This is a genomic window from Roseibium sp. SCP14, from assembly GCF_040329475.1.
Lineage (GTDB): Bacteria > Pseudomonadota > Alphaproteobacteria > Rhizobiales > Stappiaceae > Roseibium.
In genome coordinates, this window is record NZ_JBDZYH010000001.1 from 447,533 (window position 1) to 461,387 (window position 13,855).

Sequence of the window (13,855 nt, forward strand, 5' to 3'; positions counted from 1 at the left end):
TCTTTGTCCTGCTGATGTCTCAGCCGGTTGCCAGGGTCGGTTGCGGCCATGATGCGTCAATACGAACTCGTTGAACGAGTCACACGCTACAATCCGGAAGCTGACGAGGCCTTGCTCAACAAGGCTTATGTCTATGCCATGCAAAAGCATGGCTCTCAGATGCGTGCATCCGGCGACCCGTATTTCTCCCATCCACTCGAAGTTGCGGCGATCCTGACGGATCTGCGCCTGGATGATGCGACCATTGCGGTTGCCCTGCTCCACGACACCATCGAGGACACGGATGCGACCCGTGCAGAAATCGACTCTCTCTTTGGAGAGGAGATCGGCAAGCTCGTCGAGGGCCTGACCAAGATCAAGCGTCTCGACCTGGTATCGCGCAAGGCCAAGCAGGCTGAAAACTTCCGCAAGCTTCTTCTCGCGATCGCCGATGACGTTCGTGTCCTGCTGGTGAAACTGGCGGACCGTCTTCACAACATGCGCACGCTGCATCATATGCCAGTGCACAAGCGCGGTCGCATTGCAGAAGAAACCATGGAAATCTATGCGCCGCTTGCCGGCCGCATGGGGATGCATGACATGCGTGAAGAACTGGAGGACATCTCCTTCCATGTTCTCAACCCGGAAGCCTATGAAACAATCACCGACAGGCTTGCGGACCTTCGCGAAAAGAACCGGGACCTGATTGCCGATATTGAATCCACGCTGACCGAGCGTTTGAGTGAACGGGGCATGGCGGCTCTGGTCAAGGGGCGCGAAAAGAGACCCTATTCGATTTTCCGCAAGATGCAGCGCAAGGCGATCGGTTTCGAACAGCTGTCGGACATCTACGGTTTCCGTGTCACCGTCGGCACGGAAGAAGCGTGCTATCGGGTTCTTGGCGTGATCCATACGACCTGGCCGACTGTACCGGGACGCTTCAAGGACTACATCTCGACGCCGAAGCAGAACGACTACAAGTCGATCCATACGACAATTGTCGGACCGTCCAGGCAAAGGGTGGAATTGCAGATCCGGACCATCTCCATGGATCGGGTTGCTGAATATGGCATTGCGGCGCATGCGCTCTACAAGGACGGTGAATTTGGTGGACGAAATATTGCCCGCCACACCGACGACTGCCGCGCATTCGAATGGCTTCGCCGGACAACCGAACTCCTTGCCCAAGGGGACACTCCGGAAGAATTCCTGGAAAATACGAAGCTGGAGCTGTTCCACGACCAGGTTTTCTGCTTTTCGCCGAAGGGCCGCCTCATAGCCCTGCCCCGCGGCGCAACACCGATCGATTTCGCTTATGCGGTTCACACCGGCATCGGCAATACCTGTGTGGGCTGCAAGATCAACGGCAAGATCATGCCACTCGTCACCGAGCTTCACAATGGTGACGAAGTGGAGATCATTCGTTCTCCTGCGCAAACGCCACCGCCCGCCTGGGAAGCGATCGCCGTGACGGGCAAGGCTCGGGCTGCCATTCGCCGGGCAACACGTGAATCGGTTCGCAAGCAATATGGTGCTCTTGGCGAGCACATCCTGAAGCGCGCATTCGCACGTGCAGACAAGGCGTATTCGGAAGACCTGCTGGAAGCCGTTCTGGAAGAACATCACCAGTCAACGGTCGCTGACCTTCTGGCCGCAGTCGGCCGCGGTGATTTGAGCGCGCAGGTGGTGCTCAAGTCCGCGCACCCTGACTATCAGGATGAGCGCGTTGCCATATCTGGCCCTCCAGTGGAAGAAGGCTGGTTCGGCTTGAAACAAGGGCATGGTTTGAAATTCCGAATTCCGCCTGGCGAACTCGACGACGACAAGCACGCGGATGATGCGGACGGCAGCGAAGAAGGCCCCGCGCTCCCCATCCGCGGTCTTTCCGGCGATATTCCGGTTACGTTTGCACCCGATGGCGGCGCTGTTCCGGGGGATCGTATTGTTGGCATCTTGATCCCGTCAGAAGGACTGACCATCTATCCGATACAATCACCGGCTTTGAAAGAGTTCGATGATCAGACGGAGCGATGGGTAGACGTACGCTGGGATATTGACGTCAACAACCCGGAACGTTTCCCCGCGCGGCTTGACATTTCCGCTGCCAACGAACCCGGCTCACTCGCCACGATTGCACAAGTTATAGGCGAAAACAGCGGAAACATTGACAATGTGAAAATGGTGACAAGAGCCCCCGACTTCCACCAAATGACAATTGACCTGGAAGTGTGGGATCTGAAACACCTGAACCGGATAATCAACCAATTACGTTCGAAACCGAATGTTTCCAGCGTCAGCCGAGTGAATGGCTAAGAACGCACCGCAAATCAAAAGGGAACCAGTTCCATGAACCGTGATGAAGTATTGGCCTTGTTCCGCGAAGCCGGCGCAATCCTGGAAGGTCACTTCATTCTGACCTCAGGCCTGCGCAGCCCGGTCTTTTTGCAAAAAGCCCGCGTGTTCATGTACCCGGACAAGACGGAAAAACTCTGCAAGGCCCTGGCCGACAAGATCAGGGCTGCGGGCCTGGGGCGGATCGACTATATCATTTCTCCGGCCCTCGGCGGTCTGATTCCAGGCTATGAAACAGCTCGGCACCTTGAAGTTCCTGCCATGTGGGTTGAACGAGAGGATGGCGAGTTCCGTCTGCGCCGTTTCGAGTTGCCTGAAGGTGCCAGGGTAATCGTTGTTGAAGATATCGTCACAACCGGTCTCTCAAGCCGCGAAACAGTAACCTCGTTGAAAGCTCTTGGTGCTGAAGTGCTCGCTGTTGCCTGCCTGATCGATCGTTCCGGGGGGGAAGCCGATGCTTCGGTTCCGGTCATCGCTCTGGCGGATTACAAAGTGCCCGCGTATGCACCTGATGACCTGCCGCCTGAACTGGCAGCTCTGCCGGCCGTCAAGCCGGGCAGCCGCGGATTGAGCTGAACGAGAACGGAGCAAGTACCTGCCCAATGCTGTTTCGCCGAAGAAATAGGCCATCGCGCATCGAACGCTTCCGCGTTGCCGTTTGGCCGCGAAACAGCTGGTCCCGGTCAACGCGGTATTTCGGCAAACGTGTTCTGCGGTTGACCGCAACACCTCATGCAATCGCAATTGGATTTGCTGCCGGTGCGTTTGCGTCCTGCACGCCGTTGGTCGGCTTCCACTTTCTCACCGCCTTCGCGGTTGCCTACATTGTCCGGGGAAATCTCATCGCTTCCGCGTTGGGGACTTCGATTGGAAATCCGCTGACGTTTCCCTTCATCTGGGCGTTCACCTTCAAGATCGGTCAATGGATTCTGCACGGTCGCGCACCTAAAACCGATCCGCATCAAGTCCATCAGCAATTCCAGCAGGGATTGTTCGAGAAATCGCTGGATTCGCTCTGGCCCATGCTCAAACCAATGTTCATCGGAGCAGTTCCTCTGGGCCTTGTGGTTGGTACAGTGTCCTACGTGATCGTTTATAAAAGTGTAGAGGTCTATCAACGCCGAAGACGGCAGACAATCGCCACAAGGAACGAGCGCATATTCCAGTCTTCCAGGTCAACCGCTGAAGAAGACAGCAACGCTTGAAAACGGGAACCGACCGGTCCATCTGGAACGGTGAAGTCTCAGCCCCGAAAAACGGGCGCCAGAACATGAAAGCAGAACCATGATCCTCGGCATTGGCAGCGATCTGATCGACATCCGCCGGATCGAGAAGACGCTCGACCGGTTCGGCGAGCGTTTTACAAATCGGGTGTTTACCGAAGTCGAACGAACAAAGTCGGACAAGCGTGCAGAAAGAGCGGCATCCTATGCGAAACGGTTTGCAGCCAAGGAAGCCTGTTCGAAGGCACTCGGCAGCGGAATTCGCATGGGGGTCGCCTGGCGGGAAATGGGTGTCGTGAACCTGCCTTCCGGTAAACCGACGATTGCCCTGACCGGTGGCGCCGCAGAACGGCTCGATGCGATGACACCCGATGGTTTCAGAACGGCGATCGATCTCACGATCACCGACGACTTCCCGTTGGCACAGGCATTTGTAGTCATTTCCGCCTGGCCGATGGACTGGCCTTTGCCCTCATCAACAGCTTCTGACTGATCGCAAGCGAGTGTCCGGCGCGACCTGCATTGCTTCCATTGGCCCGAACGGCTAAAAGTCCCGCTGACAAGCGGCTTTGCCCTCCGATTTTCCGGACAACATGTTTTAAGGGATAAAATGAGCGTGACAGAAAACAAAAAGGAAAAGGACAGCGGTTTTTATGAAACCGTGAAGGTCGTTGTCCAGGCGCTTCTGCTCGCCCTTGTGGTGCGGACCTTTCTGTTTCAGCCCTTTAATATTCCGTCCGGATCAATGAAGGATACATTGTTGATCGGCGACTACCTGTTCGTCTCCAAATACAGCTACGGCTATTCCCGATATTCCTTCCCTCTTGGTTTGATGCCGTTTTCGGGCAGAATCTGGGGAACCGAGCCCACGCGTGGCGACGTTGCCGTCTTCAAGCTTCCGACGGATACATCCATCGACTACATCAAGCGCGTCATCGGATTGCCGGGTGACACGATTCAGGTAATCGACGGCGTTGTTCACATCAACGGTGAACCGGTAAAGCGTGAACGCATCGATGACTATATCGAGCAATCGCCTTCCGGTGTCGTTCGTCGTGTGCCTCGTTATCGCGAGACCTTGCCCAATGGTGTTTCCTACGACACGCTGGACCTGACGCCGAATGGTCAACTGGACAACACCCGCGAATACAAGGTGCCTGAGGGCCATTATTTCATGATGGGCGACAACAGGGACAACTCGATCGACAGTCGTGTGCTCAGCCGTGTCGGCTATGTACCGTTCGAAAACTTCATGGGCCGCGCCGAAATCCTCTTCTTCTCCATCAAGGACGGAACTCCGGCCTACCAGATATGGACCTGGCCGTGGAGCGTCCGCTGGAACAGAATTGGCCGCACTCTTTAGGGTGCGGTCCCGCAATTTATGCGCGAGACCAAAGCTGGCTGTATGACCAACAAGCAAAAACAAAGCCCCATCTCAGCTCTGAAATCGGCCCTTCAATATGACTTCAAGGATCTGGAGCTGTTACGGGTTGCGCTGACCCATGCAAGCGCCCTGGCTCCTTCCGAGACTGTCGCAGGCAGCTATCAGCGACTGGAGTTTCTTGGAGACCGCGTCCTCGGACTGGCGATCGCCTCGATGCTCCACACACACTTTCCGAAAGCCGATGAGGGGGAACTCGCGCGCCGGTTCAACCACATGGTCAAGCGGGAAACTTGCGCCGAAATCGCCCAGGAACTCGGCGTCGGAGACGCAATGCGTATCGGCCTGGCCGAAGCGCAAACAGGTGGCCGCAAGAAGACAGCCCTGCTTGCCGATATCTGTGAAGCCCTGATCGCTGCGATCTACCTTGATGGCGGCTTTGAAGCCGCACAAGCCTTTATCAAGCGCCTTTGGGAACCACGTATGCTATCGTGGACCGGTCCCTTGAGAGACGCCAAGACCACGCTGCAGGAGTGGGCGCAATCGAAAAGTCTGCCGACGCCCCGCTATGAGGTGACAGGTCGCGACGGGCCGGACCATGCCCCGAATTTTACCGTATCGGTCATTGTTCAGGGCCTGACACCCGGAGAAGGCAAAGGTGGCTCCAAGAGAATAGCCGAACAAAACGCCGCCGAAGCGGTGCTGCGCCGGGAAGGCGTCTGGAAGGAATAAGAAAACTTGAGCGACGAAAACGACACAGACGGCCCGATGGAAGAAGACGAAGGCTTTGTGGCACCGACCGGCCGATTTGATATTCCTCTGCCCGAGCCACTCGCAGAAATGCCCAAGGACACCAAGGCGGGCTTCATCGCGCTGATCGGAGCTCCAAATGCCGGAAAGTCGACGCTGATAAATCAGCTGGTGGGCGCCAAGGTCTCCATTGTGACCCACAAGGTTCAGACGACACGCTCGATCATTCGCGGGGTGGCCATGCATGGGCCGGCGCAGCTGGTCTTCATTGATACGCCTGGTATCTTCAAACCAAAGCGCCGCCTGGACCGCGCCATGGTCGATACCGCCTGGGGCGGCGCTCGTGATGCGGACTTGATCGCACTATTGATCGATGCCCGCAAAGGCATTGACGATGAAGTCGAGAATATCCTCAAGCGTCTTTCCAGCCAGTCAGCTCCAAAGGTCCTGATCCTGAACAAGACCGACGTTGCAAAGCGGGAAAAGCTTCTGGAGCTTGCCAAAAAGGCCAACGAATATCTGGAATTCGAAGAGACATTCATGATCTCGGCGCTGACCGGGGACGGGACACAGGCCATTCTCGATCACTTTGCATCCAAGGTTCCCGAAGGCCCGTGGCTCTATCCGGATGATCAACCTTCAGATCTTCCCTTGCGCATACTTGCAGCAGAAATTACCCGCGAAAAACTGTTTGAGCGTCTGCATCAGGAGCTCCCCTACATTTCAACCGTCGAGACGGAGCAGTGGGAAACCAAGAAGGACGGCTCTGCGCGCATCGAACAGACGATCTACGTTGAACGGGACAGTCAGAAGAGCATTGTTCTGGGCAAACGCGGACAAACCATCAAGGCAATCTCCAAAGCTGCGCGAGAAGAACTTTCCGAGATCATTGAGGCACCTGTCCACCTGTTCCTGTTCGTGAAGGTTCGCGAAAATTGGGCAGATGACCCGGAACGCTATCGTGAGATGGGACTGGAATTCCCGAAGTAATTGGCCTTTCGAACAGAATCCGCCAATATGCCTGCTAGAACTAACGCAGGAAACAGCAGTTGGAATGGAGCGGACGTGGTGTGGTCCTGACCACACGCAAGCACGGCGAAAACGATGTCATTCTGGAGACCATGACGCTCGATCATGGCCGGCATCTCGGTCTTGTGCGCGGAGGTCGCTCCAAGCGCCATCGTCCGGTCCTTCAACCCGGCAATGAGCTGGATCTGAGGTGGAAAGCGAGACTGTCCGATCACCTGGGGCAGTTTCAGATCGAGCCGCAGACACTGCGCGCCGGTGATCTGATGACCAGCGCCATAGGCCTGACAAGCCTGCAGCACCTGGCCTTTCTTCTAAGGCTCCTGCCTGAGCGCCACCCTTATCCACGCCTCTTCAATGCGCTGTCGGTCTTGCTCAATCATCTGGAAGAGGCCGATGCTGCTGGTGCGCTCTTGATCCGGTTCGAACTTGAATTGCTTCAAGACCTTGGGACAGGACTTGACCTGACGTCCTGCGCGGCGACCGGGGCAAAGGATGAGCTGGCCTATGTATCACCGAGGTCCGCCCGGGCAGTCAGCCGCGAAGCCGGACTTCCCTATCACGACAAACTGCTGCCTCTCCCCTCCTTCCTGCTTGAAGGCCAGCGGCAGGCGGGTAGTGAGCTGACTTGGCTCGACATCACGCAGGGTTTTGAACTGACGAGTTTTTTTCTAGGCCGTCATCTTCAGGAGCACGGCGGCAAGGACAGCGGAACCCGAGAGCAACTGCTCAACGCGCTGGAAAAACGATATCGCGACGAGTTTCCCTGGAATTTCTGAACGCGAATGTTCAACGCTTAGCTATCTGGCTTCAACGTTCGCCAGGTGAGGCTTCCAGTTTCCCCGGAATAGAAAATTTTCGTGGCGATACCCGTAATGTTTGCCAAAGGAACAAACCCGATGCGCGACAGGACCCGGCTATCGATGGAATTGTCGCGATTATCTCCCAGAACAAAATAGTGCCCCTGCGGCACACTGTATTCGCGCGTGTTGTCCAGCGAACCGCGAGATGTCAGGTCCAACGTTTCGTAAGAAACACCATTGGGCAACGTCTCCCGAAAACGGGGAATGCGACGAGCACCGGTTGAGGAGCCTTGCTCAATAAAGTCATCAATGCGTTCTCGCTCCGTCGGCTCTCCATTGATGTGCAAGACACCATCAAACATCTGGATTGTGTCCCCAGGCAGCCCGACAACTCGTTTTACATAGTCGACCGAATTGTCGCTCGGAAGCTTAAAAACCAGGACATCGCCGCGCTCAATGCGAAGCAGTCGCTTTTGATCCGGATAGAAGTAGTCGACCAAACCGGCAAGTGGATCCGCAATGGCTTCATGCGCATAAAAGCGGTCTTCGATCATCAGTGTCGGCTTCATGCTTCCTGAAGGAACACTGTAGGCTTTCAGCCTGCTTGCATAGGTGTCCAGGTAGTCGTGGCCTGTATCAAAGGTCGACGTCACCAAAAGCAACAAGAAGGGTAGCCCAATGGAAAACAACTTCATTTTGGAATTCTTATTCCCGCATCAGATCCAAGTGGTATTCGATTGGCACGTTACGGGCACCCTGACAATAGAAGCCATGTTTTTTGCCCGCCATACGCGTAGCTGCGACTGTGTTTTCCGCCTGTTCTGACCGTGCCTTGTTTTCGTTGCTTGAGACACGGCTGAACAAGTCTTTCCATGTTCTCAGCCAGCGATGACGAAACAGCATCGAAATCCGTTGAAAATCCGCCATTTTTGCCCCAACTCAGCAGAAGCGAATTGCACTGAATTCCGGAACCGGCTAGCAAGCACTTATGGGAAAAGAAGTGACACCGCCGCCAAGCGGCATTGAGGGTATCAACCTCAAGGATGCTCTTGAAGAGCGTTATCTGGCTTACGCCTTGTCAACCATCATGCACCGGGCCCTGCCCGATGTTCGCGATGGCCTGAAACCCGTTCACAGGCGGCTTCTTTATGCGATGCGCCTGTTGAAACTTGATCCGGGTGCGGGCTTCAAGAAATGCGCTCGTGTGGTCGGTGACGTAATCGGTAAGTATCACCCGCATGGTGATCAGGCGGTTTACGACGCTCTTGTCCGCCTCGCTCAGGACTTTGCGCAGCGCTATCCGCTGATCGACGGTCAGGGCAACTTCGGCAACGTCGACGGAGATAACGCGGCGGCCATGCGTTACACTGAAGCGCGCATGACCGACACGGCCAAGCGTCTGCTGGACGGTCTTGACGAGAACGCCGTCGATTTTCGCGAAACTTATGACGGTGAAGACAAGGAACCGATTGTTCTTCCCGGCGGCTTTCCCAACCTTCTCGGCAATGGTTCTTCCGGTATTGCTGTTGGCATGGCAACGTCCATTCCACCGCATAATGCCCACGAGCTCTGCCTCGCCTGCCAGCATCTGATCAAGAACCCGAAGGCCGAAGTCGACGAACTTCTGGAGTTCATCAAGGGACCGGATTTCCCAACCGGTGGTCTGCTGGTTTCCGATCAGGGCTCCATTCGCGAAGCCTATGCGACCGGGCGCGGAAGTTTTCGCGTTCGTGCACGCTGGGAGGTTGAGGACCTGGGGCGTGGGCAATGGGCCATTGTCGTCACCGAGATCCCCTATCAGGTGCAAAAATCGCGCCTGATCGAAAAAATTGCCGAACTGCTGACCGCCCGTAAACTGCCTCTGCTCGACGATGTTCGCGATGAGTCTGCGGAAGACATCCGCATCGTTCTCGTGCCTCGTTCACGCAACGTGGACGCCAAACTTTTGATGGAGTCCCTGTTCAAGCTGACGGACCTGGAAAACCGGTTCTCCTTGAACATGAACGTGCTTTCCATGGGCAAGGTGCCCATGGTCATGGGCGTGAAGCAGGTCCTGCGCGAATGGCTGGATCATCGGAAGGAAGTCCTGATCCGCAGATCCGAGTACCGGCTGGGTCAGATCAATCACCGGCTCGAAGTTCTGGAAGGCTACCTGGTTGCCTACCTGAACCTCGATGAAGTGATCCGCATCATTCGCGAAGAAGATGATGCCAAGGCCGAACTGATCCGGACATTCGAGCTGACGGACGTTCAGGCGGAAGCCATTCTCAACATGCGCTTGCGGTCTTTGCGCAAGCTTGAAGAGTTTGAAATCCGCAAGGAACACACGAAGCTCACAGAAGAAAAAGACGATCTGACAAAACTGCTCGGCTCCGACGCTCGTCAGTGGACCAAGATTTCCAAGGAAATCGGTGAGATCGCAAAGGTCTACGGGCCTGAGACGGAAATCGGCAAGAGGCGCACGGACAAGTCTGAAGCTCCGGAAGCCGATCTGGTTGATATCCAGCAGGCGATGATCGAGAAAGAGCCGATCACCGTCATTATCTCTGAAAAGGGCTGGATCAGGGCTCTAAAGGGACACCAGTCGGATCTCACGAACCTGTCCTTCAAGCAGGGGGACCAACTCAAACTGTCGTTCCATGCCGAAACGACAGACAAGATCCTCATCTTCTCCACGGGCGGCAAATTCTTCACCCTTGGCGCGGACCGCCTCCCCGGCGGACGCGGTCACGGAGAGCCGATCCGCCTCATGGTGGAAATGGACGAAGCACAGGACGTGGTCAACGCCTTCGTTTACAAGCCCGGTCGCTCTCTGCTTCTTTCAAGCAATGAGGCCCGTGGATTTGTTGTCAACGAGGACGATGTCATTGCCAACACGCGCAAGGGCAAACAGGTTCTCAACCTGACCACCCCGGCAGAGGCAACGATCTGTGTTGAAGCCACCGGTGACCATGTCGCCATTATCGGCGAAAACCGGAAACTGCTTGTCTTCCCGCTCGTTCAAATCCCGCAAATGGGACGCGGACGCGGTGTTCGTCTGCAACGTTACCGAGATGGCAACATTTCCGACATTCGCGTCTTCAAGGGAGACGAAGGCCTGACCTGGACCAATAGTTCCGGCCGCAGTTTCACCCGCTCCCTGGAAGAACTCGCTGATTGGCGCGGTGAACGCGGACAGGCCGGACGTCTGCCGCCGACCGGTTTCCCGCGCTCGAACAAGTTCGGCACAAACAAGCTTTAGTTCGGGACTCGCTCTGTCCTGGCAGCGCTCAGACGCTGCCAGTGACCGGGCGTCATGCCGAACGCCCGCTTGAAATGCCTGTGCATGTGGCTTTGATCTGCAAATCCGCTTTCAGCGGCCGCATCAACAAGCGACGTTCCCTTCGCCAGAAGACGCTTCACACCTTCAAGCCTGCGCATGATAAGGTAACGATGCGGACTGGTTCCAAAGGCCTTCTTGAACTGCCGTGACAGTGTGAAGCGATCCAAATCGGCCAAACCTTCAAGCTCGCTTATCTTAATCTGTTCGTCGCTGCATTCTCTGAGATAGTCACTGCAAAGCTTAAGCACCGGCCAGTTCAAGGCTGTGCCCCTCGACATTCGATCCCCTGAATGTCGGCTCAGACAGGTTGCAAGTTCGGCCAGGAGACTGCAACGCTTCAATTCTCCGATGGGTTGATCGATATCTTCAAGCGCCTCTGACAGGCTTACCCGGAAGCGTGGATCAGACAACACGGGCGCATCGACAAAAGGCAGGCACTGGCCATTCGATTGAAGAAGCGCTTGTGCGACGTATTCCGGCGGTATGTAGATCATTCGATATTTCAGACCGACTTCGGTTCCTGCTCCACCGTCATGAAGCTCGTCGGGGTGAATCACGATCAACTGCCCGGGCATCGATGCACGCGCTTCGCCGCGATAGTTGAAAGCTTGTACGCCGCTGATGGTTAGTCCGATCGCATAGGTGTCATGCCTGTGAAGATCAAATCCGTTGCCTTGGAACCTGGCTTCAATCCGCTCGATTCCATCTTCTGCCGGCGCCACTCGAATGGCATCGTGATTTGCCCCGCACAAACGTTCAAGACCGGGGTCACCCGAGAGATCTAGTGTCTTTCTGACTTTCGTTTCTTGAATTCCCTGAATGGAGTTTCCGGTCATGTTCGAAACCAAGTTCGTTATCGTTGTGCGCGAGGACCTTGCAGTGTGGCAAAAGTTGAATGTCACTGCATTTCTGGCAACCGGTGTTGCCGCAGCAAAGCCCGAAATCATCGGCGACAATTATCGCGACGCAGACAACAATGTCTATCATTCCATGAGCGTGCAACCGATCATCGTACTTGGCTGCAATGCGCAAACGCTTCGGAAAATCCATACCAGGTCGCTCGAAAGAGACGTGCAGACAAGTCTCTATATCGAGGAAATGTTCGAAACCGGCCACGACCATGCAAACCGAGAGGTATTCGGCAGGTTCGCCCCTGTAGAGGCGAATGTCGTTGGCCTGGCCTTGCATGCCGACAAGAAAGTCGCCGACAAAATCACCAAGGGCGCACGAATGCACCCGTAACGGATAACTCTTTCAAAAATGGTCTGGTTCTCCCCTCGACGGAACGCTTGCAAGTGTGCACTGTGGGACTTTGAACAGGATGGGGAGCCAAATGATCGGGGCGTTTTCTTTCAATACAAGCCAACGCATTGTCTTTGAGGCAGGCTCTGCGTCAAAGATAGATGACCATGCCGCGTTCTGCCTTGGGCCCCGTCCATTCTTGGTAACAGATCCAGGAATTGTCTCCCTCGGACTTCAACAACCATGCGAGAAAGCGCTCAGCGATGCGGGGTACTCGATCGGACGGTATTCCGACGTTGTCGCAGATCCGCCACGAGAGTTGGTGGACCGCGCTATCCAGCAGGCAGTCGCCCACAACGCTTCTTCCATCATAGGCATTGGCGGGGGATCGTCGCTGGACGTGGCCAAGCTGGTGGCACTCGTAGCGTGCAGCGGTGAAAATCTGGATGGCGCCTGGGGGATCAACAACGCTCTTGGCCCAAGGTTGCCGCTTGTCCTGATCCCGACAACCGCAGGCACCGGTTCCGAGGTCACACCGATCTCCATCATCACGGTTGATGAAGAGGAAAAACGAGGTGTTGTTTCACCGCTCCTGTTGCCGGATCTTGCCATACTCGATCCGTTGCTGACGCTTGGTCTTCCAGCTCACGTCACAGCAGCCACGGGCATTGACGCAATGGTCCATGCTATCGAGGCTTACGCATCAAAATCTGCAAACAACAATCCGGTCTCCAGAACGCTTGCTGTCGAGGCTCTTCGTCTGCTTGGAGCAAACATCGAAACCGCTGTCTTTTCACCGCGAAACGAAGAAGCCCGGGGAGCGATGTTGCTCGGTTCAATGCTGGCAGGGATGGCTTTTGCCAACTCGCCCGTGGCAGCCGTTCACGCGCTTGCCTATCCCATCGGCGGTTCTTTTCATGTTCCCCATGGACTGTCCAATGCACTGGTTCTCCCGCACGTTCTTGAATTCAATAACGCTGTAGCTGCAGATACTTACGCCGAGATTGCTCCCGCGGTGTTCCCGGATCTCGTCGGTATTTCCGACACACAAGTGCGAGCGGAAACGTTTGCCCGGCGGCTGGCGGAGTTGTCTGAAAAACTCGGTCTTCAGACACGTCTAAGGGACCTTGGCATCAGCGAAGCAGATCTCCCCAAATTGGCAAGCGACGCCATGAAGCAAACACGGCTTCTGATAAACAATCCTCGAGATCTGAGTGAGAAAGACGTTTATGAAATCTACAGAGCCGCTCTATGAGTTCAACCAGTTTTTCACAGTCCGAACGGCCCATTCCGCTTCAGCGAACCGACTTTAAAGCCTTCCAGGATATCCCCACCCGGTGGATGGATGTGGATATCTACGGACATGTGAATAACGTCCAGTACCTGAGTTTCTTCGATACAGCGGTGAATGGCTGGTATGTTGCACAGGGTCTTCTTGATCCGGTGAAGAGTTCCGAGATCTTTCTCGTCGTGGAAACCGGATGCCATTACTTTGCGGAGTTGAAGTTTCCCTCCATTGTTTCCGCAGGCCTCAAAATAGAAAAACTTGGTACGAGCTCTGTTGTCTTCCGCGTCGGTTTGTTTGCCGGCGAAAGCAGCGAGACTGCAGCGCATGGCCGTTTTGTACACGTCTACGTGGATAGAACATCTCGCCGACCGATCCCAATTCCGGATACCAAACGGCTCGTCTTGAATAGATTGACGGCTTAGGAAAATTGCTTTCCCAGCTAATTGTGCTCGGCGGAAAACCACAAGTGCTCCACTGGTTTCCCAGTTG

General features: G+C 55.4%; 14 protein-coding genes. 12 read left to right on the forward strand and 2 right to left on the reverse strand.

Features of this window, described 5'->3' with window-relative positions; all coding sequences use genetic code 11:
- Positions 1 to 48: 48 nt before the first annotated feature.
- The 8 genes from ABLQ08_RS02090 to recO all read left to right on the forward strand — a co-directional run bounded on the left by ABLQ08_RS02090 (position 49) and on the right by recO (position 7,490).
- Positions 49 to 2,292, forward strand: a complete 2,244-nt coding sequence (locus ABLQ08_RS02090; RefSeq protein ID WP_352938923.1) for a RelA/SpoT family protein — start codon at positions 49 to 51, stop codon at positions 2,290 to 2,292.
- A 33-nt stretch (positions 2,293 to 2,325) separates the two neighbouring features.
- A complete protein-coding gene (gene pyrE / locus ABLQ08_RS02095; RefSeq protein WP_352938924.1) occupies positions 2,326 to 2,907 on the forward strand; it encodes an orotate phosphoribosyltransferase in 582 nt (193 codons plus the stop codon).
- 26 nt (positions 2,908 to 2,933) lie between these two features.
- The gene (locus ABLQ08_RS02100; protein ID WP_352938926.1) at positions 2,934 to 3,536 is read left to right on the forward strand and encodes a DUF2062 domain-containing protein; all 603 of its coding nucleotides are present in this window, start codon (positions 2,934 to 2,936) and stop codon (positions 3,534 to 3,536) included.
- Positions 3,537 to 3,615: 79 nt separating this feature from the next.
- Positions 3,616 to 4,047, forward strand: a complete 432-nt coding sequence (acpS, locus tag ABLQ08_RS02105; protein ID WP_352938928.1) for a holo-ACP synthase — start codon at positions 3,616 to 3,618, stop codon at positions 4,045 to 4,047.
- A gap of 117 nt (positions 4,048 to 4,164) precedes the next feature.
- Positions 4,165 to 4,917 (forward strand): signal peptidase I, encoded by a 753-nt coding sequence (lepB, locus tag ABLQ08_RS02110; RefSeq protein WP_352938930.1) that lies wholly within the window; start codon positions 4,165 to 4,167, stop codon positions 4,915 to 4,917.
- 42 nt (positions 4,918 to 4,959) lie between these two features.
- Positions 4,960 to 5,667 carry a ribonuclease III gene (gene rnc, locus ABLQ08_RS02115; protein WP_352938931.1) on the forward strand — a complete coding sequence of 236 codons (708 nt, stop codon included), beginning with the start codon at positions 4,960 to 4,962 and terminating at the stop codon, positions 5,665 to 5,667.
- 108 nt (positions 5,668 to 5,775) lie between these two features.
- Positions 5,776 to 6,675, forward strand: a complete 900-nt coding sequence (gene era, locus ABLQ08_RS02120; protein ID WP_352940500.1) for a GTPase Era — start codon at positions 5,776 to 5,778, stop codon at positions 6,673 to 6,675.
- A 59-nt stretch (positions 6,676 to 6,734) separates the two neighbouring features.
- The gene (recO, locus tag ABLQ08_RS02125; RefSeq protein WP_352938933.1) at positions 6,735 to 7,490 is read left to right on the forward strand and encodes a DNA repair protein RecO; all 756 of its coding nucleotides are present in this window, start codon (positions 6,735 to 6,737) and stop codon (positions 7,488 to 7,490) included.
- 17 nt (positions 7,491 to 7,507) lie between these two features.
- Here the strand turns inward: recO and lepB (ABLQ08_RS02130) are convergent, their stop codons facing one another.
- Positions 7,508 to 8,209 carry a signal peptidase I gene (gene lepB / locus ABLQ08_RS02130; RefSeq protein ID WP_352938936.1) on the reverse strand — a complete coding sequence of 234 codons (702 nt, stop codon included), beginning with the start codon at positions 8,207 to 8,209 and terminating at the stop codon, positions 7,508 to 7,510.
- Between the two features lie 293 nt (positions 8,210 to 8,502).
- Between lepB (ABLQ08_RS02130) and parC the strand changes: the two genes are divergently transcribed.
- Complete coding sequence (gene parC, locus ABLQ08_RS02135) at positions 8,503 to 10,755, forward strand: DNA topoisomerase IV subunit A (RefSeq protein WP_352938939.1); 2,253 nt, start codon at positions 8,503 to 8,505, stop codon at positions 10,753 to 10,755.
- Here parC and ABLQ08_RS02140 read toward each other — a convergent pair.
- A complete protein-coding gene (locus tag ABLQ08_RS02140) occupies positions 10,752 to 11,672 on the reverse strand; it encodes an AraC family transcriptional regulator (RefSeq protein ID WP_352938941.1) in 921 nt (306 codons plus the stop codon). The two genes, parC and ABLQ08_RS02140, sit on opposite strands and share 4 nt — an antisense overlap.
- Here ABLQ08_RS02140 and ABLQ08_RS02145 point away from each other — a divergent pair.
- The 3 genes from ABLQ08_RS02145 (at position 11,671) to ABLQ08_RS02155 (ending at position 13,788) form a co-directional block, all read left to right on the forward strand.
- A complete protein-coding gene (locus ABLQ08_RS02145; RefSeq protein WP_352938942.1) occupies positions 11,671 to 12,078 on the forward strand; it encodes a DUF2000 family protein in 408 nt (135 codons plus the stop codon). The two genes, ABLQ08_RS02140 and ABLQ08_RS02145, sit on opposite strands and share 2 nt — an antisense overlap.
- Before the next feature lie 91 nt (positions 12,079 to 12,169).
- A complete protein-coding gene (locus ABLQ08_RS02150; protein ID WP_352938944.1) occupies positions 12,170 to 13,333 on the forward strand; it encodes an iron-containing alcohol dehydrogenase in 1,164 nt (387 codons plus the stop codon).
- Positions 13,330 to 13,788 (forward strand): acyl-CoA thioesterase, encoded by a 459-nt coding sequence (locus ABLQ08_RS02155; protein ID WP_352938946.1) that lies wholly within the window; start codon positions 13,330 to 13,332, stop codon positions 13,786 to 13,788. The genes ABLQ08_RS02150 and ABLQ08_RS02155 overlap by 4 nt, the downstream gene beginning before the upstream one ends.
- Positions 13,789 to 13,855 lie beyond the last annotated feature (67 nt).